Genomic DNA, 18,133 nt, shown 5'->3' with positions numbered 1-18,133 from the left:
CTCTCCGTCTTGTGCCTGTATTACTTCAAGATCAAAAAAGTCGTGCTAATGATCTCTTTTGATAAACGTTAAAATTCCTTTCTCAGCCAGCTGTTCAGGCGTTTAAACCAGTTGCTGACCGAAGCGCGTTTCTCAACTTCGTGTTCACCACTCAGATGAGACTCTTTGCCGTAATGCAGCAGCCCCACCGCTGTCGAGTAATAGGGCTCCTGCGCATAATCCGTCAATCCGGTGATATTCAGCGGCTGGCCGATACGCACTTGTGTATGGAACACACGCTGCGCGCAGGCCGCCAGGCCGTCGATTTGCGCTGCACCACCGGTCAGCACGATGCCTGCTGCCAGATGATGCTTCACACCTTGCTGACGCAACTGCTCCTGCAACTGCAACAGTTCGTCATTCACCAGATTCAATAATTCGGTATAGCGGGGTTCAATTACCTCCGCCAATGTCTGACGCTGCAGACTACGCGGCGGACGCCCGCCGACGCTCGGCACTTCCACGGTTTCATCCTTGCTGACAATAGAACCGAGTGCGCAACCGTAACGCACCTTAATCGCTTCCGCATCCGTGGGGGGCGTGCCAAACGCATAGGCTATATCGCTGGTGACGACGTTACCAGCATAAGGAATCACTTTTGTGTGACGCAGCGCGCCGCCGGTATACACCGCCATATCCATGGTGCCGCCACCGATATCCACGACACACACACCCAGTTCACGCTCGTCTTCGGTCAATACGGCATAACTGGATGCCAGACCGGCGAAAATCAGTTGATCCACCTTAAGACCGCAGCGTTCCACCGCTTTAACAATGTTCTTCGCCATGTCGTTATGACAGGTGATCAGATGTACCTTGGCCTGCATCCGCACGCCAGACAACCCAACCGGGTTTTTAATCCCTTCCTGATAGTCGATGGCATATTCCTGTGGGATAACATGCAAAATGCGATGCTCATCACGAACCCGGACAGATTTGGCCGTATGCACCACACTTTCTACATCGTCCTGCGTCACTTCTTCTTCAGAGATAGGCACCATGCCAATCTCGTTCTGGCAGCTAATGTGCTTGCCGGACAACGCCAGATACACCGAAGAGATCTGGCAATCAGCCATCAGTTCCGCCTGGTCGATGGCGCGCTGCACGCATTTGACCACCGATTCCAGATCGTTGACGCCGCCTTTATCCATGCCCCGTGACGGGCAGCTTCCCACACCGATGATATTGATCATGCCATCAGGCAGAACTTCACCGACCAGTGCAGCGACTTTTGCTGTACCGATTTCCAGCCCAACTACCAGTTTTCTGTCCGTCGACTTGATCATTGCTGTTTAGCCTGTGCCTGATTCTGTTGCTGAGTACTGTTTTTTTGCTGATCAATGTCTTTTTGCTGATCAATAAATGCCGGGCTCCAACCTACTGCAGCGCCGGTGTCATACCGTAAGTCAACATAATTAATCCGCTTGTTTTCATTTTGAGCCTGCCGCTGCAGCAACGGATAAAGCTCCAGAAAACGCGCCAGACGCCGACTTCTGTCATCACGCCCCAGTTCAAGGCGGACGTCATTATCCAACCCAACCTGCCATGAATGACGCGCGGTCATCGCCACCATCTTCACGGTAAATTTGCCTGCCGCGAGTGTCTGGCTTATCTCGCGATATCCCTCCAGCACATCTTCCTCGCCCCCTTCCGGGCCGTACAACATCGGCATTTTTTGATTGCCGATACGCTCAGCGGGAACGCTAAACGCGCTACCTTCGCTGTCAACCATAAACTGATCATTCCAGCGCGCAAACGGAACAAATTCAACCAGATGAATCTTTAATTCGTCTGGCCACTGCTTACGTACGCTGGCCTGTTTGATCCAAGGCAAGCGTTCAATCTGCTGCTGAATGACATTGACATCCTGCGTCATGAACGTGCCTGGTGCCCCCAGCGACAAAATCGCCTGACGAATATCGTCATTGGTGGTGTAGTGCCGTTCTCCGGTCACCACCAATCTGGATAGTGGCAAACGGCTGGCATCTTTCATCCAACCCAGCACCATCCAACTGCCCCAAAGGATGGTACCGGCCACCATCAACAGGAAAAAAATCCCTGCCAGCTGACTACCATTACTGCGTCGCGCGCCTTTTTCCTGCTCACGTCCGCGTGTATTCAACGCCGCCTGCGACATACTAATTCGCTAACTCCACAACGGGTACGCGGCGGTAACCGTTGTCTGTCATGACCGGACACGAAATAGCGGCATAACCAACCTCAACCGGCCAGCGGCCGATTTCACAGTGGTCAGTCATCACTACCATCACAAACGTAGTCATCCTGTTCTCAGTCTTTGTTCTTTGCCTGCAGGCGATTTTCCGCCAGCCGACGCGCCAGTTTGCCAATGTTGCCAGCGCCCTGAACCAGTATCAGATCATCACCCTGCAACGCCTGCGCCAGCAGCTCAGGCAACGTCTCCACATCCGGCACCATGATCGGATCGATTTTTCCACGACCACGAATGGTACGACACAGCGACCGACTATCTGCACCCGGAATCGGCGCTTCACCAGCCGGATACACATCCAGCATCAGCAACACATCTACCTGCGACAACACGTGAGCGAAGTCATCATATAGATCCCGCGTACGGGTATAACGGTGCGGCTGAAAAATCATCACCAGACGTTTATCAGGCCAGCCAGCACGCGCCGCCTTGACGGTAGCGTCCACTTCCGTCGGGTGATGTCCGTAATCATCCACCAACATGGCGCTGCCGCTTTTACCGTTGACCGACTGCAGCGGGAATTCGCCCAGAAAATCAAATCGACGCCCTGTCCCCTGAAAACGCGCCAACGCCCGCAGGATAGCCTCGTCATCAATACCTTCTTCCGTTGCCACAGCTACCGCCGCCGCCGCGTTCAGCGCATTGTGACGGCCCGGTGCATTCAGCGTCACGTTGAGCAGCGGCTTACCCTGACGCGCCAGCGTAAACAGCCCCTGTGCTCCGACCTGACGGTAATCGGCGACGCGTACATCCGCATCATCGCTAAAACCGTAGGTCGTGATATGGCGCCCTACTTTCGGCAACAGATCACGAATCACCGCATCGTCAAGGCACATCACCGCATGGCCGTAAAACGGCAGGTTGTGCAGGAAGTTGATGAACGTCTGCTTGAGGTTCTCAAAATCGCCCTGATAGGTGTCCATGTGGTCGGCTTCGATGTTAGTCACAATCGCTACCATCGGCTGCAAATGCAGGAACGACGCATCACTTTCATCCGCCTCTGCAATCAGATAACGGCTCGACCCCAAACGGGCGTGCGTTCCCGCTGCCTTAACCAAACCACCGTTGACAAACGTTGGGTCCAGGCCTGCTTCCGCGTAGATACTGGTCACCATCGCGGTGGTCGTTGTCTTGCCATGCGTACCGGCAATGGCGATGCCATGGCGAAAGCGCATCAATTCTGCCAGCATCTCTGCCCGGCGAATCACTGGAATACGGGCCTCATGAGCCGCGATAATCTCCGGGTTGTCTGCCGTAATAGCGCTGGACACCACCACCACACTCGCGTCGTTCACATTTTCCGGGCGGTGATGGAAATAGATCCGTGCGCCCAGATCGGTCAATTGCTGAGTCACCGCATTAGGCGCCAGATCGGAACCGCTGATCTCGTATCCTTCATTAGCCAGGACTTCGGCGATACCGCCCATGCCAGCACCGCCGATGCCGACAAAATGGATGTGCCGGACGCGGTGCATCTCAGGCACGATTGAACGCAGTTTCGCCAGTTCTTGAGTATTCACTATTTTTTATCGCAACCTACATCAACGCCGACTATTGTCGGCCATCATCAATTAATTTCAGACAGCCTGGGCTGCCCGTTGCGTCGCCGCTGCCGCTACCTCAGCCGCCACCCGTTCCGTTGCATCGGGAATCGCCACAGTCCGGGCTTTCTGCGCCATATCACGCAAGGTGGCCCGATCCCAGGCGGACAACACCGCGCTTACCGCATCCACGCTCAGAGAGGCCTGTTCGATAATCTTCGCCGCCCCCGCTTGCTCCAGTGGCAACGCATTCCAGTACTGCTGCCGATCCTTATGCTGAAACGGCACAAATAACGCCGGCAACCCGGCTGCGGCAATTTCGCTGACCGTCAGCGCACCCGAACGGCACACCACCACGTCAGCCCACGCGTATGCCGCCGCCATGTCGTCGATAAACTCGGTAATCCGGTGTTGAGGCTCGCCAGCTTTCGCATAGGCGGCCTGAACCTCTGCCTGTGCTCCTTTGCCGGTTTGATGCCAGATAGTAACGGCACCATGTAACTTTGCCGCAACGCCGGGCAAGGTTTGGTTTAATACCCTCGCCCCCTGGCTTCCGCCGACCACCAGCACGCGCACCGGGCCATTTCGCTCCGCCAGCCGCTCTGTGGGGGAAGGCAGCGCCAGCACGTCAGTACGTACCGGATTTCCCACCACATCCGCATGGGGAAATGCGCCCGGAAACGCCTGTAATACTTTCTTGGCAATGCGCGACAGCCAGCGGTTAGTCAACCCGGCGATGCCGTTTTGCTCATGCAACACCACCGGGACACCACACAACCACGCAGCCAGGCCGCCGGGACCAGATACATAACCGCCCATGCCCAGCACTACATCCGGCTGATAGCGGCGCATAATCGCCTGCGCTTGCCGCACCGCCCGGAAAATACGCACCGGTGCCAGCAACAAAGCTTTCAGCCCCTTGCCGCGCAGACCGGAAATACGGATAAAGTCGATGTCGATACCGTGCTTCGGCACCAGATCCGCTTCCATCCGGTCAGCCGTGCCCAGCCAGCGCACCTGCCAGCCTTGCGCCATTAGATGATGCGCAACCGCCAGACCGGGGAACACATGCCCACCGGTACCGCCTGCCATCACCATCAAACGCTTGCCTTCGCCACTCATCGGGCACCTCTCGTAAACGCCTGCGCTTTGGTCAGGCGCGTTTCGTAATCAATTCGCAACAACAACACAATAGCCGTCGACATAATCAGCAAGCTGGAACCACCGTAACTGATTAGCGGTAATGTCAGCCCTTTAGTCGGCAACATACCTGCAGCAGCGCCGACATTCACTAGCGTCTGAAAACTGAACCAGATACCGATGGAGCAGGCCAGAAAGCCCGAAAATCGCTGATCGATTTCCAGCGCCCGACGACCAATCGACATCGCCCGAAAAGCGACGAAGAATATCATTAACAACGCCAAAACCACACCGATATAGCCCAGCTCTTCCCCCAAAATTGAGAAGATAAAGTCGGTATGCGCTTCCGGTAGATACTCCAGTTTCTGGATGGAATTACCAAGCCCTTGTCCCCACAGTTCGCCGCGGCCAAACGCCATCAACGATTGCGTCAGCTGATAGCCGCTGCCGAATGGGTCGTCCCAGGGATTCCAGAACGAGGTTACACGGCGTACACGATACGGTTCCGCTATAATCAACAACCCGACGGCGAAGATGCCACAACCGATGATCGCCAGGAACTGCCACAGTTTTGCCCCTGCAAGAAACAACATCGCCAGCGTAGTAATAAACAGCACCACCACCGTACCGAGGTCCGGCTGAGCCAGCAGCAACACCGCCAGCACCACCATTACCCCCATCGGCTTACAGAATCCCCAAAAGTTGTTCCGCACTTCCTCGACTTTGCGCACCATGTAGCTGGAGAGGTAGCAAAACAACGACAATTTCGATAACTCCGCCGGCTGGATGCGCAACGGCCCCAGAGAAATCCAGCGTGATGCTCCGTTCACCGAGCTGCCCACCACCAGTACGATCAACAACATCACTATCGACGCCAGCAGCAGTACCACGCTGTAACGCTGCCAGACCTCCATCGGCACTCGCATGGTGACCAGCGACAAACCGAACGCCAGCCCCAGATACAACGCATCACGCTTGGCGAACAGAAACGGATCGCTTGCCAGACGCTGCCCAACCGGCATCGACGCCGACGTCACCATCACAAAACCTATCACCGCCAGTCCCAGGGTCAGCCACAGTAGCGTCCGGTCATACAGCACAGTGTTGAGGTTGTCGCTTTCGCGCGTCCCCATCACCCAGCTTTTCAGACGTTCAACCATGCCGGCCCCGATAACACGCATTATCCCAGCTCCTCCGCCAGACGAGCGAACTCATCGCCACGCTGCTCAAAGCTACGGAACTGATCGAGACTGGCGCAGGCGGGCGACAACAGCACCATATCCCCTGACCGAGTGCGGCTGGCAATAAGCCGCATCGCCTGCTCCATGGTTTCAGTCCGTTCAGCAATGTCCGGACGCAGCGCCGCCAGTTGTCCGCCATCACGCCCAAAGCAATACAGCCGAATATGGTCGCCTTGCAGGTAACGCAACAGCGGAGAAAAATCCGCTGATTTCCCATCGCCGCCCAGCAGCAGATGCAGCGTGCCATCGACATGCAACCCGCTCAACGCGGCTTCGGTACTGCCGACATTAGTAGCTTTGGAATCATTAACCCAGCGCACCCCCCTCCGCTCCAACGCCAGTTGGAAACGGTGCGGCAAGCCGGTAAACGTAGTCAGCGCAGTCAGCGCCGACGAGCGGGGGATTCCCACCGCATCCGCCAGCGCCAAGGCAGCCAACGCATTGGTGTAGTTATGCTGACCAACCAGTTTGATTTCACGGGTATTCAATACCCGCTCACCCTTCACACGCAGCCAGGTTTCACCCTGTTGCCGATTCAGATGATAATCACCCACATCCACACCAAAGCTCAGACAACGCGCGTCCGCCCCGCGCACCGGCATGGTCAAGGCATCGTCTGCGTTCACAATGCAGACGTTGGCGTTTTCATAAATACGTAGTTTTGCGGCGCGGTACTGCTGCAATCCCAGCGGATAACGGTTGGTGTGATCCTCAGTTACGTTGAGGATCGTGGCAGCGGCAGCGTGCAGGCTATAAGTGGTTTCCAACTGGAAGCTTGATAGTTCCAGCACATACAGTTCACTTTCCTGCTTGAGCAATTCCAGTGCTGGTATGCCGATATTACCGCCCACGCCAACGGCCCAACCGGCAGCGTGCGCCATTTGCCCCACCAACGTGGTCACAGTGCTTTTGCCGTTAGAGCCGGTAATCGCAACAATCGGTGCCTGCGCTTCGCGGCAGAACAATTCGATATCGCCGATAATCTCAATACCAGCCGCCGCCGCTTCGCACAACACGGGCGTCGCCAACGCGATACCGGGACTGGCGATAATCAGGTCGGCGGACAGCAACCACTCATCATTAAGACCGCCCAGATGACGTTCAACGGATTCAGGTAATTTATCCAGGCCCGGCGGACTGATACGGGTATCCAACACGCGCGGCACCACCCCGCGTGCAAGGAAAAAATCAACACAGGAGAGCCCTGTCAGCCCTAACCCGATAATGACAACCTTTCTACCCTGATAGTCCATTTTTACCGTACCTTGAGCGTTACCAGGCCGATGAGCATCAGCATCAGCGAAATAATCCAGAACCGCACAATCACTCGTGGCTCCGGCCATCCTTTCAGTTCATAGTGGTGGTGAATCGGCGCCATGCGGAAAATCCGCTGACCGCGCAGTTTGAAAGAACCCACCTGCAAAATCACAGACAGGGTTTCCACCACGAATACCCCGCCCATGATCACCAGCAAAAACTCCTGACGCAGCAATACCGCGATGGTACCCAATGCTCCGCCCAGCGCCAGTGAGCCGACATCCCCCATAAATACCTGCGCGGGGTAGGTGTTGAACCATAAAAACCCAAGTCCGGCACCAACAATCGCAGTACATACCACCACCAGTTCGCTGGCATGTCGGATATACGGAATATGCAGATAACTGGCGAAATTCATGTTACCGGTCGCCCAGGCAACCAACGCAAAACCAGCCGCCACAAACACTGTCGGCATAATGGCTAACCCGTCCAGACCATCGGTGAGGTTCACCGCGTTGCTGGTACCGACAATCACGAAATAAGCCAGCACGATGTACATCACACCCAGTTGCGGCATCACGTCCTTGAAAAACGGCACCACCAGTTGCGTAGCCGGCGTGTCTTTGCCAATGGCGTACATGGAAAATGCCACCGCCAACGCCAGCACCGACTGCCAGAAGTACTTCCAGCGGGCAATCAACCCGCGAGTATCCTTACGCACCACTTTGCGATAATCATCTACAAACCCGACGATGCCATACCCCACCAGCACCAACAGTACGCACCAGACATAGGGGTTAGCCAGGTTGACCCACAACAACACCGAAATAATGATCGACGCCAGAATCATCACGCCGCCCATGGTCGGAGTGCCGCGCTTGCTGAAATGGGACTCTGGCCCTTCGTTACGCACGACCTGACCAATTTGTAAACGTTGCAACCAGGCAATCAGATGCGGCCCCATCCACAGGGAAATAATCAATGCCGTCAGCAGGCTGACAATGGCCCGAAACGTCAAATATGAAAAGACGTTAAAGCCGGAATAAAACTTGACCAGATGCTCGGCCAGCCAAACTAACATGTAGCATTCTCCTGTAATGCGTGTACTACCTGTTCCATCGCCGCACTGCGTGAACCTTTAATCAAAACGGTAATGGTATTATGCTGCGTTACCAACGCCCGCAAATGGGCAATCAACGCTGCTTTATTATCAAAATGCTCGCCAGTGCCGCTCGCTTCGCCAATCAACGCGCTCAGCGTTCCCACACTCAATACCTTATCGATGTTTGCCTTGCGGGCTGCTTCACCCACCTGAAGGTGACAGGCTTGCGCGTCCTGGCCCAACTCAGCCATATCGCCCACCACCATCACCCGGTAGCCAGGCATCTCCGCCAACACCAGCGCCGCTGCCGTCATCGAACCGACGTTGGCGTTGTAGCTGTCGTCCAGCAACAGTTTTCCCGGCGCCAGTGCAATCGGAAACAACCGCCCTGATACCGCCTGTAACTGCGCCAGACCCTCTTTTACCGTGTCCAGCGTCGCCCCCACTGCCAGCGCCAGCGCCGCTGCCGCCAGCGCGTTAGCAACGTTGTGACGTCCCGGCAACGGCAACGTTACGGCGATATTGCCCATCGGCGTATGCAACACGAAAGCCGTTCCCCGCTCGCTCACACTGACATCGCTGGCGTAAAAATCGATGCCGTCACGCTGTTGTGGAGCAAAGCGCCATAGGGTTTTCCCCATCAGCAAGTCCTGCCAGCGGGTTTCATCGTGACTGTCCGCGTTGACGATCGCCACGCCCTGAGCCGGTAAACCGCCAAAAATCTCGCCTTTGGCCTGTGCTACGCCTTCCAACGAACCAAACCCTTCCAGATGAGCTGCGGCCAGATTATTCACCAGCGCCGCTTCCGGTCGCACCATCGCCGTGGTGTAGGCAATCTCACCAATATGATTAGCGCCCAGTTCAATCACCGCGTAGTCATGCTCTGGCGTCAGGCGTAACAACGTCAGCGGCACGCCGATATCGTTGTTGAAGTTACCCGCAGTGAATAGCACATTGCCGCACTGACGCAGAATCGAGGCGGCCATTTCCTTGACGGAGGTTTTTCCCGATGACCCTGTCAGCGCCACGACGCGCGCACGACTTTGCTGGCGCACCCAACAGGCCATTACACCCAACGCCAAACGCGTATCGTCTACCACCAGTTGCGGCACTTCAGTTTGTAAGTGCTTACTCACCAATAATGCTGCCGCCCCATTATTAACGGCATCTGCAGCGTAATCATGAGCATCAAATTTTTCGCCACGTAACGCGACGAACAAACACCCGGCGGTAAGTTTGCGGGTATCTGTAGACACATCGCTAATAGTCAGGTCTTCCCCCACCAACCGGGCGCCCAGCACATCAGCCAACTGTCGCAACGAAACGCTGATCATACGATAACCCCCAGCAAACGCGCGACAGTAATGCGGTCTGAATAGTCCAACCGTTCATTTCCTACCAGTTGGTAGTCTTCATGCCCTTTACCTGCGACCAGCACCACATCATCGGCAGCCGCCTGCATCACCGCACTGGTGACAGCCTGCGCACGACCGGCGATCACCTGCACCCGGCCAGCATCCAGCAATCCGCTCAAAATGTCGGTGACAATCGCCTGCGGGTCTTCGCTACGCGGGTTATCGTCGGTAACGATCACCCGGTCAGCCAGTTGCTCCGCAACCGCCCCCATTAGTGGGCGCTTACCTCTATCACGATCACCGCCGCAACCGAAAACGCACCACAGCGTTCCCCGGCAATGCAACCGTGCCGCCGCCAGCGCTTTTTCCAACGCATCCGGGGTGTGGGCGTAATCCACCACCACGGTTGGCCGACCACTGGCAAGAAAAACTTCCATCCTACCGCAGACCGGTTGCAACGCAGAACCGGCCTCCACCAACTGTTCCAGCGGATACCCCAGTGACAGCAGTGTTGCCAGCGCCAGCAACAGATTACTGACGTTAAACGCCCCCATCAGGCGGCTGTTGATAACCCCTGCGCCCCAACTGGAGTCAAACGTCACTGTGAAACCACTGTCGTGATAATCGATATGGGTAGCTTTCAGCCAATGCGCCCGACCGCTATCAACATCGCCCGCCACGCTCACCGCAACCGCATCTGGCAGACGGCTTAACCAACGACGACCGACCTCGTCATCAGCATTAATAATTTTCTGGCCTGCCTGATGCTCGGCAAATAGCCGCCACTTGGCCGCTTCGTAATTGGCCATGTCACCGTGGTAATCCAGATGGTCGCGGCTCAAATTGGTAAAAACCACGGCGGCAAACGCCAGCGCTTCCACACGATGCTGCACCAACCCATGCGAAGAGACCTCCATGGCGGCAAAGTCTGCCCCCTGCGCCACCAGTTGGCTCAGAATCTGCTGTACATCCACCGCCGAACCGGTAGTGTTTTCCGACGGCACCACATGCCCCAGCAACCCATTACCCACCGTGCCCATTACGGCGCTGGTTTTACCCAATGCCTGACTCCACTGCGCCATCAACTGGGTCGTCGTGGTTTTGCCGTTGGTGCCCGTGACGCCAATCAGTTGCAGCGAGGTCGATGGCTGACAGTAAAAACGCCCCGCCAGCGCGGATAAACGCTGGTTCAGATTCTCAAGATAAATCACCGGCACACCGTGCATTTCAGTCAGGGTGCCATCGGGCGTGGCGTTATCCGCCTGTGCGACAATCGCCGCGACGCCCTGCGCAATGGCCTGCGGAATATAGTGCCGCCCATCTGTCTTGTGGCCAACGACTGCCACAAACAGATCCCCGGCAGCCGCCATGCGGCTGTCTAATGTCATTTCCCGCAGCGCAAGATCCGGGGCGTCGTTCACCCACGGAGCCAGGACATCGCGCAAGTTATGATCTGTCACCTGAACCCTCTTTTCTGTTGATTACAAAATCGCTTTTTTCACCGGTTGCCAGCGCATCCGGTTCGATATTCATGGTACGCAATACGCCGCCCATGATCGCACCGAATACCGGAGCCGACACCGCACCACCGTAGTATTTCCCCGCCTGCGGGTCGTTAATCACCACCACCAGCGCAAAGCGCGGGTTACTGGCTGGCGCGACCCCAGCGGTATACGCGATATATTTGTTGATGTACTTGCCATCCGGGCCGACCTTTTTCGCCGTCCCGGTTTTAATCGCTATGCGGTAGCCTTTTACCGCCGCCTTGGTGCCGCCGCCGCCTGGCAATGCGACACTTTCCATCATGTGCACTACGGTACGGACAATCTGTTCGGAAAAAACACGTTCTCCCGGTACCGGCGGGTCAACCTTGGTGATGGAAAGTGGCCGATAGATACCGAAGCTGCCGATGGTGGCGTAGACGCGCGCCAGTTGCAGCGGTGTCACCATCAGACCATAACCAAACGAAAAGGTAGCGCGTTCAATATCCGACCAGCGTTGACGATTCGGGTACAAACCCAGACTTTCACCTACCAACCCCAGATTGGTGGCTTTGCCAAGACCAAAACGGGAGTAAGTGTCCACCAACGCGGAAGCTGGCATCGCCAGTGCCAGATGAGATACGCCGACATTACTGGATTTCTGCAACACCCCGGCCAGGGTCAGCTCGCTGTAACGCGCTACATCCTTGATTTCATGACCGTTGATGTAATACGGCAACGTATTGAGTACCGCATTTTCCTTAACCACGTTGCGCTGTAGCGCCGTCATCACCACCATGGGTTTCACGGTTGAACCAGGTTCGAAAATATCGGTAATGGCGCGGTTACGGATGACATCGGTTGGCGTACCGGTCAGATTGTTGGGGTTGTAGGACGGACTGTTGGCCATCGCCAATACTTCGCCAGTATTGACATCTACCAACACGGCGGTGCCTGACTCGGCCTTATTGAATGCCACGGCGTTGTTCAGCTCACGGTACACCAGCGCTTGCAGGCGTTCGTCAATACTGAGCATCAGATTGTGGGCCGCCTGGCTATCCACTGAGGAAATATCTTCAATCACCCGCCCAAAACGGTCTTTACGTACGGTACGCTCGCCAGGTCGGCCAGTCAGCCAGCGATCAAAACTCTTCTCAATACCTTCAATGCCCTGACCATCGATATTGGTAAAGCCGATCAAGTGCGACGTCACCTGACCTGAAGGGTAATAACGCCGCGATTCCTGCCGCAGGTTGATGCCTGGCAGTTTCAGCTTGTGGATGTATTCGCCAATCGCCGGATTCACCTGACGGGCGAGGTAGACAAAACGACCATTCGGGTTAGCGTTCACTTTAGCGGCGATCTGATCCAGTGGGATTTCCAGCGCATCCGCCAGCGCTTTCCAGCGGGTATCCAGTGAAATGCCGCCATGATCGTTGACGTCTTTCGGGTCGGCCCAGACCGCGTTGACCGGTACGCTCACTGCCAGCGGGCGTCCGGCGCGATCACTTATCATACCGCGAGCGGTCGGGATTTCCTGCACGCGCAGAGAACGCATATCTCCTTCACGCACCAGCTTGTCGGGCGCGATCACCTGCAGATACGCCGCTCGCAACATCAATCCCACCATACACAACAGAATACCGCCGCAAAGCAACGCAAAACGCCAGCTGACAAAGCTGGCATGTTCTTCCTGACGTTTCAGTTTTCCCGGTCGCGCTGCTTTCATAATCTAGGCGATACCTGTTAATGCATTACTGTTTAACCACAATATTTTCCTGTGAAGGATCAACGTGCACCATATGTAGCTTCTCGGTAGCGATCTGCTCGACACGGCTGTGATCGCCCAAGGCGTTCTCTTCCAGAATCAGGTTGCGCCATTCGATATCCAGCGCATCACGCTCGAGCAGCAACCGCTCACGCTCTGCCGTCAGCAGACGCGTACGGTGCGCGGTGGTCACCACCATAATGGCGGACACCAATACCGCTATCAGCAACAACGTCGCTAACTTTCCATGACGCAACAGGTCATCGCCGATGACGCCACCCAGCGAATGGCGCTCATTTCCGATCACGACGGCAGTCTCTCGGCAAAGCGCAGCACCGAACTGCGCGCGCGCGGATTATCCGCCACTTCGTCATCAGGCGGCATCATTTTACCTACCGATTTGAGCGTCTGGCCGCCCTGGCTGCGCAGTTGCGCCTCCGTCAGCGGCAGGCCGGCAGGCACCTGCGGTCCCCGGCTATGTTGGCGAATAAAACGTTTCACAATCCGGTCTTCCAATGAATGGAAGCTGATTACCGACAACCGGCCTTCTGGCGCCAGCACCTTCAGTGCGCCGTCCAACGCGCGTTCAATCTCTTCCAGTTCGCTATTGATATAGATACGAATGGCCTGGAATGAGCGGGTCGCCGGGTGCTTATACTTTTCCCGAATAGGACTGGCGGCAGCAATTAATTCCGCCAGCGCTTTGGTGCGGGTCAACGGGTCGATACGGTTACGCTCTACAATCGCGCGGGCGATACGTTTAGCGAAACGCTCCTCGCCGAATGTTTTCAGCACCCAGGCGATGTCTTCCGCCTCCGCCTTCATCAACCATTCTGCCGCCGACTGGCCTCGCGTGGGGTCCATACGCATGTCCAGCGGGCCGTCACGCATAAAAGAAAATCCGCGTTCGGGATCGTCAAGCTGAGGTGAAGAAACCCCTAAATCCAGCAGGATACCGTCGATTTTACCGGTCAGCCCACGCTCCTCGACGTATTCAGCCAGTTCGGAAAAAGGTCCGTGGATAATAGAAAAACGTGCGTCATCAATCGTATTGGCGACTTCAACTGCCTGAGGATCACGATCAATCGCCAACAAACGGCCTTCCGGCCCAAGGCGGGACAGAATGAGACGGGAATGACCACCCCGACCAAACGTGCCATCAATGTAGACACCGTTGCTGCGAATGTTCAGGCCGTTGACGGCTTCATCCAGCAGCACGGTAGTGTGTTTAAACGTTTCTGCCATGACTATAGTGATAAGTCCCGCAGTCGCTCAGATAAGGGCTCCTGAGTTGACTGCTCAGCGTCAATATCTTCCTTGACTTGTCGATACCAGGTCTGTTCATCCCACAGTTCAAACTTGTTGAACTGCCCAACCAGCATCACTTCTTTCGTAAGACCCACATGCTGCCGCAGCGTAGATGCAATCAGTATCCTTCCGGCGTTATCCATCTGGCATTCGCTGGCGTGTCCGAGCAGCAATCGCTGAACGCGGCGCTCAGCGGGGTTCATACTCGACAGGCGAGAAAGTTTCTGTTCGATAATTTCCCATTCGGGTAACAGGTAAAGCAGCAGGCAGGGCTGATGCAGGTCAATGGTACATACCATTTGCCCTTGAGCTTCCTCGTTTAGTAAATCCCGGTAACGGGTGGGAACGGCAAGCCGCCCTTTACTATCGAGGTTGACCAACGTCGCCCCACGAAACATGACAGTATTTAACCCTTCATGACCCTTTTTACCACTTTGCCCCACAAATCCCCACTATTGAGAGTTTACGGAGGGGATGAAAAGCTTGTCAAGCCAGCACGGATGCGCTTGGGCATTATTTCCCGCAGAGCGAGAGCGCGAAAAAAGCGCAAAAAAGTCACCATAAAGAAATAATTAGTATTAACGTCGTGATTATTTAAGGAAAATTAATGGCTTTTAGAGCGGTGCACAAAGATATAGAATTTTTTATTCAATGCAATATTATTTTGACTGCCACAGTTCGATAGGTATCTCTTAAATCTCTCTCTGCACACGATATATTTTTATCATCTGATTTTTAAGATTTTTTAAAAATTATTTTTCCTTTTAGCACAGCTAATGGCAGGAAAAATGAAATTATTTAACCTGAAATCCCATTTTTTTGACCTGAACCACACAGTCAATCACTTCAACTTAGGTTATCTATGCGCGAGTGAAACATTAGCCCGCCGTTTCCCGAAACTAAATAGAATAACTGGCTTTATTTCCAGTATCGATCACATTCACTTGCACTTTACCTGTCAGTAACTTTTTCGCTGCAACGTATGGTTTTTCAGCTTTGTTTTTTTTCTGACATACATATTAAATTAATTATTTGTTTTATATGGGTTTAATTGCATAACTCACGATTTTCGAATGAAAAAAACGATTTGAACCCATAAAGTTGCGTCGCCGAACAAAAAATAAGAAAAAATAAGTTTTTTAAGCTAGTTAAAAGATAATAAATAGTCATGTAAACTACAAAAAAACCAATAAAGCAAAACTAAACACCATAAAATAACGAAAAAATTAACGTTATTATCCTCTACCATGGAGCCGTACGATATGTTTTCCCCCCTTTCCCGTATTCGCGGCATCGTTGCCGATACCGTTGCCATGGTGGTGTATTGCTTTCTAACCGGCATGGTGATCGAAATACTGTTATCCGGCATGACCTTCGAACAATCGCTCTCTTCGCGGCTGTTGTCGATTCCAGTCAATATTGTTATTGCCTGGCCTTACGGCCTTTACCGGGATCGGATTGTCGCTCTGGCGCTACGCCTGAATGCTAATTTACGCTGGGGAAAAAATATGGCGGACCTGTTTGCCTACGTTAGTTTTCAATCGCCAGTGTATGCCGCTATTCTGCTGACAATTGGCGCAGAACCGTCGCAAATTCTAAAAGCGGTTGCCAGCAATGCGGTAATTTCTATGTTCATGGGTGTAGCGTACGGTTATTTTCTGGAATATTGTCGTCGCCTGTTCCGGGTTAGCGTTTCTTCTCATCCACAAATCGTCAGTCATTAACCCTGAACAATAAACAGTCATGTAAGTAATATACCCGTCATACCTCAAGTTGCAGGTACGTTGGTTGCGTTGTTCAACACACGAGCGTGTTGTCCTGCAACTCGAATTATTTTGGGTAGATAAATGAAAGAAAAAATAGAGATAAAAATAGGATTTATCTTATGCGGCGTAGAGGCAAAAAATTACTCCATCGCCGCAGGGTATCCGTCAGCGACGGCTCAGAAAACCACGGCGGTAGAGATTACGGCGGATACGGTATAAGCCCGGTTTTGGTTTGCGCGGCTCATCCAGACTGGCCAGTACCAATTCCAGCACCCGCTCCGCGACTTCACGGTGACGCTGCGCGACCGCCAATACCTGACATTCCAGAAAATCCAGCAATTCATTATCGCCAAATGTGGCGATCGCCAGATTGTTCGGCAAACGGCCACTCCGCCGGAGCGTCACATCCATCACGCCTTGCAGTAGCGGGAACGAGGTTGTAAACAACGCCTGCGGCATCGGGTGAGTGTTCAGATACTCTTCAAACACCGCTGCCGCTGCACTGCGTTCATAACTGTTGGCATAGATATAGTTCACCTGGCGCACATCGTCTGCAAAGGCACGCCGGAACCCCTGCTCGCGCAAAAAGCTGACTGATAACTCCGGCAGTGCACCAAGATACATCACCGACTCCGCCGGTACCTTACGCAGTTCCTGCGCCAGCATTTCCGCGTCTTCCATATCCGCCCCAACTACACTGGCGAAATGCTCGCGATCCAGCGCCCGGTCGAGTGCAATCACCGGCAGAGGATCATTCGCCCAGCGCTGGTAAAACGGGTGCTCCGGCGGTAGCGCCGTCGAAACAATGATCGCATCCACCTGACGTTGCAACAGATGTTCAATGCAACGCATCTCATTATCGGGCTGATCCTCAGAACAGGCGATCAGCAACTGATAACCGCGCTGCCGAGCCTGACGCTCCAGATAATTGGCGATACGGGTGTAGCTGGTGTTTTCCAGATCGGGAATGACCAGCCCGATGGAGCGAGTACGCCCGGCGCGCAAACCAGCTGCGACAGCGTTCGGATGGTAGTTGTGCTCCCTGACCACCGCCATCACTTTCTCAACGGTCTTATCGCTGACACGATATTGTTTCGCTTTACCATTAATGACGTAACTGGCCGTCGTACGCGAAACCCCAGCAAGACGCGCGATTTCATCCAGTTTCACTGGCAACCCCTTAATAAGCCGGATAAAAAGTAAAGAATGAACCGATAACCATACATTAACGGTGGATATAATACTGATCTAAGCGCAGAAAACACTGGCGGGCAACCGCTTTTATTAGTTACGTCAATCAGAATTAAAAAAGCCCGGCGTTATAGCCGGGCTAGATATTACCATCAAAAAAGCCAGTATTGCTGTACGAAAATCAGCAAATCATCAGACAACCGACCCTATTTCAGCACCGCGTCAGCGCATGACTCGGTCACCGCGCGATACACCCACGACGCCGGAACGTGCCACTTCAACAATTTCAGCCAATTCGCGCACGCTGTTAAGGAACGCGTCCAGCTTCTCGCTGGTGCCAGCCAACTGCACGGTATACAACGATGCCGTGACATCCACTATCTGCCCGCGGAAGATTTCCGCACTGCGTTTGACCTCTTCGCGTCCATAACCGGTGGCCTGCAATTTCACCAGCATCAGTTCACGTTCAACGTACGCACCCTGACCCAGTTCGCTAACCCGCAGCACGTCCACCAGCTTATGCAGTTGCTTCTCAATTTGTTCCAGCACTTTCTCGTCACCCACTGTCTGGATAGTCATCCGCGACAGGGTCGGATCATCCGTTGGGGCGACGGTCAGACTTTCAATGTTGTAACCGCGTTGAGAAAACAGGCCAATCACGCGCGACAGAGCACCCGATTCGTTCTCCAGCAATACCGACAAAATACGACGCAT

The 18,133-nt window shown here is 54.3% G+C and carries 17 protein-coding genes; 1 reads left to right on the top strand and 16 read right to left on the bottom strand.

The genetic code is table 11. The features are described from left to right. Positions 1-68 precede the first annotated feature (68 nt). Genes ftsA through mraZ form a run of 14 tightly spaced genes read right to left on the bottom strand, consistent with a single transcriptional unit; the run spans position 69 to position 14,860 of the window. The gene (gene ftsA, locus Dpoa569_RS03130; RefSeq protein WP_013319461.1) at positions 69-1,325 is read right to left on the bottom strand and encodes a cell division protein FtsA; all 1,257 of its coding nucleotides are present in this window, start codon (positions 1,323-1,325) and stop codon (positions 69-71) included. Next, positions 1,322-2,176 (bottom strand): cell division protein FtsQ, encoded by an 855-nt coding sequence (ftsQ, locus tag Dpoa569_RS03125; protein ID WP_042872765.1) that lies wholly within the window; start codon positions 2,174-2,176, stop codon positions 1,322-1,324. Before ftsQ ends, ftsA begins: the two co-directional genes overlap by 4 nt. A 1-nt stretch (position 2,177) precedes the next feature. After that, positions 2,178-2,321: a hypothetical protein gene (locus Dpoa569_RS19400; protein WP_173023990.1), complete on the bottom strand. Its 144-nt coding sequence runs from the start codon at positions 2,319-2,321 to the stop codon at positions 2,178-2,180. 7 nt (positions 2,322-2,328) lie between these two features. Then, the gene (gene murC / locus Dpoa569_RS03120) at positions 2,329-3,789 is read right to left on the bottom strand and encodes a UDP-N-acetylmuramate--L-alanine ligase (RefSeq protein WP_042872767.1); all 1,461 of its coding nucleotides are present in this window, start codon (positions 3,787-3,789) and stop codon (positions 2,329-2,331) included. Positions 3,790-3,846: 57 nt separating this feature from the next. Then, positions 3,847-4,932 carry an undecaprenyldiphospho-muramoylpentapeptide beta-N-acetylglucosaminyltransferase gene (murG, locus tag Dpoa569_RS03115; RefSeq protein ID WP_042872770.1) on the bottom strand — a complete coding sequence of 362 codons (1,086 nt, stop codon included), beginning with the start codon at positions 4,930-4,932 and terminating at the stop codon, positions 3,847-3,849. After that, positions 4,929-6,131 (bottom strand): cell division protein FtsW, encoded by a 1,203-nt coding sequence (ftsW, locus tag Dpoa569_RS03110; protein ID WP_042872772.1) that lies wholly within the window; start codon positions 6,129-6,131, stop codon positions 4,929-4,931. Before ftsW ends, murG begins: the two co-directional genes overlap by 4 nt. After that, positions 6,131-7,444 carry a UDP-N-acetylmuramoyl-L-alanine--D-glutamate ligase gene (murD, locus tag Dpoa569_RS03105; RefSeq protein WP_146411040.1) on the bottom strand — a complete coding sequence of 438 codons (1,314 nt, stop codon included), beginning with the start codon at positions 7,442-7,444 and terminating at the stop codon, positions 6,131-6,133. The genes ftsW and murD overlap by 1 nt, the downstream gene beginning before the upstream one ends. Before the next feature lie 2 nt (positions 7,445-7,446). Then, a complete protein-coding gene (gene mraY / locus Dpoa569_RS03100) occupies positions 7,447-8,529 on the bottom strand; it encodes a phospho-N-acetylmuramoyl-pentapeptide-transferase (protein WP_042872774.1) in 1,083 nt (360 codons plus the stop codon). Beyond that, positions 8,523-9,884, bottom strand: a complete 1,362-nt coding sequence (gene murF, locus Dpoa569_RS03095) for a UDP-N-acetylmuramoyl-tripeptide--D-alanyl-D-alanine ligase (protein WP_042872776.1) — start codon at positions 9,882-9,884, stop codon at positions 8,523-8,525. The genes mraY and murF overlap by 7 nt, the downstream gene beginning before the upstream one ends. Further along, complete coding sequence (gene murE / locus Dpoa569_RS03090) at positions 9,881-11,365, bottom strand: UDP-N-acetylmuramoyl-L-alanyl-D-glutamate--2,6-diaminopimelate ligase (protein ID WP_042872777.1); 1,485 nt, start codon at positions 11,363-11,365, stop codon at positions 9,881-9,883. Before murE ends, murF begins: the two co-directional genes overlap by 4 nt. Beyond that, positions 11,352-13,115: a peptidoglycan glycosyltransferase FtsI gene (locus Dpoa569_RS03085; RefSeq protein ID WP_042872779.1), complete on the bottom strand. Its 1,764-nt coding sequence runs from the start codon at positions 13,113-13,115 to the stop codon at positions 11,352-11,354. The genes murE and Dpoa569_RS03085 overlap by 14 nt, the downstream gene beginning before the upstream one ends. A 25-nt stretch (positions 13,116-13,140) precedes the next feature. Beyond that, positions 13,141-13,461, bottom strand: coding sequence for a cell division protein FtsL (gene ftsL / locus Dpoa569_RS03080; RefSeq protein WP_042872782.1), 321 nt, complete (start codon positions 13,459-13,461; stop codon positions 13,141-13,143). Continuing rightward, complete coding sequence (gene rsmH / locus Dpoa569_RS03075) at positions 13,458-14,399, bottom strand: 16S rRNA (cytosine(1402)-N(4))-methyltransferase RsmH (RefSeq protein WP_042872784.1); 942 nt, start codon at positions 14,397-14,399, stop codon at positions 13,458-13,460. Before rsmH ends, ftsL begins: the two co-directional genes overlap by 4 nt. Before the next feature lie 2 nt (positions 14,400-14,401). After that, the gene (gene mraZ, locus Dpoa569_RS03070; RefSeq protein ID WP_042872786.1) at positions 14,402-14,860 is read right to left on the bottom strand and encodes a division/cell wall cluster transcriptional repressor MraZ; all 459 of its coding nucleotides are present in this window, start codon (positions 14,858-14,860) and stop codon (positions 14,402-14,404) included. A gap of 864 nt (positions 14,861-15,724) precedes the next feature. Here mraZ and Dpoa569_RS03065 point away from each other — a divergent pair. Then, a complete protein-coding gene (locus tag Dpoa569_RS03065) occupies positions 15,725-16,186 on the top strand; it encodes an L-alanine exporter AlaE (RefSeq protein WP_042872788.1) in 462 nt (153 codons plus the stop codon). Positions 16,187-16,393: 207 nt separating this feature from the next. On the opposite strand, the gene cra is transcribed toward Dpoa569_RS03065, so the two are convergent. Together cra and ilvN are read right to left on the bottom strand one after the other, a co-directional pair. Next, positions 16,394-17,398 (bottom strand): catabolite repressor/activator, encoded by a 1,005-nt coding sequence (cra, locus tag Dpoa569_RS03060; protein WP_042872790.1) that lies wholly within the window; start codon positions 17,396-17,398, stop codon positions 16,394-16,396. A gap of 243 nt (positions 17,399-17,641) precedes the next feature. Beyond that, positions 17,642-18,133 carry an acetolactate synthase small subunit gene (gene ilvN / locus Dpoa569_RS03055; RefSeq protein WP_042872792.1) on the bottom strand — a complete coding sequence of 164 codons (492 nt, stop codon included), beginning with the start codon at positions 18,131-18,133 and terminating at the stop codon, positions 17,642-17,644.

The organism is Dickeya poaceiphila (genome assembly GCF_007858975.2).
GTDB classification, from domain to species: Bacteria; Pseudomonadota; Gammaproteobacteria; order Enterobacterales; family Enterobacteriaceae; genus Dickeya; species Dickeya poaceiphila.
This window is presented reverse-complemented; position numbering and strand designations above follow the sequence as displayed.

Excerpts from the sequence above, each read along its gene's own strand:
- ftsA (WP_013319461.1), bottom strand. The coding sequence starts at position 1,325 with ATGATCAAGTCGACGGACAGAAAACTGGTAGTTGGGCTGGAAATCGGT.
- ftsQ (WP_042872765.1), bottom strand. The coding sequence starts at position 2,176 with ATGTCGCAGGCGGCGTTGAATACACGCGGACGTGAGCAGGAAAAAGGC.
- Dpoa569_RS19400 (WP_173023990.1), bottom strand. The coding sequence starts at position 2,321 with ATGACTACGTTTGTGATGGTAGTGATGACTGACCACTGTGAAATCGGC.
- murG (WP_042872770.1), bottom strand. The coding sequence starts at position 4,932 with ATGAGTGGCGAAGGCAAGCGTTTGATGGTGATGGCAGGCGGTACCGGT.
- ftsW (WP_042872772.1), bottom strand. The coding sequence starts at position 6,131 with ATGCGTGTTATCGGGGCCGGCATGGTTGAACGTCTGAAAAGCTGGGTG.
- murD (WP_146411040.1), bottom strand. The coding sequence starts at position 7,444 with ATGGACTATCAGGGTAGAAAGGTTGTCATTATCGGGTTAGGGCTGACA.
- mraY (WP_042872774.1), bottom strand. The coding sequence starts at position 8,529 with ATGTTAGTTTGGCTGGCCGAGCATCTGGTCAAGTTTTATTCCGGCTTT.
- murF (WP_042872776.1), bottom strand. The coding sequence starts at position 9,884 with ATGATCAGCGTTTCGTTGCGACAGTTGGCTGATGTGCTGGGCGCCCGG.
- Dpoa569_RS03085 (WP_042872779.1), bottom strand. The coding sequence starts at position 13,115 with ATGAAAGCAGCGCGACCGGGAAAACTGAAACGTCAGGAAGAACATGCC.
- rsmH (WP_042872784.1), bottom strand. The coding sequence starts at position 14,399 with ATGGCAGAAACGTTTAAACACACTACCGTGCTGCTGGATGAAGCCGTC.
- mraZ (WP_042872786.1), bottom strand. The coding sequence starts at position 14,860 with ATGTTTCGTGGGGCGACGTTGGTCAACCTCGATAGTAAAGGGCGGCTT.
- Dpoa569_RS03065 (WP_042872788.1), top strand. The coding sequence starts at position 15,725 with ATGTTTTCCCCCCTTTCCCGTATTCGCGGCATCGTTGCCGATACCGTT.
- ilvN (WP_042872792.1), bottom strand. The coding sequence starts at position 18,133 with ATGCGTCGTATTTTGTCGGTATTGCTGGAGAACGAATCGGGTGCTCTG.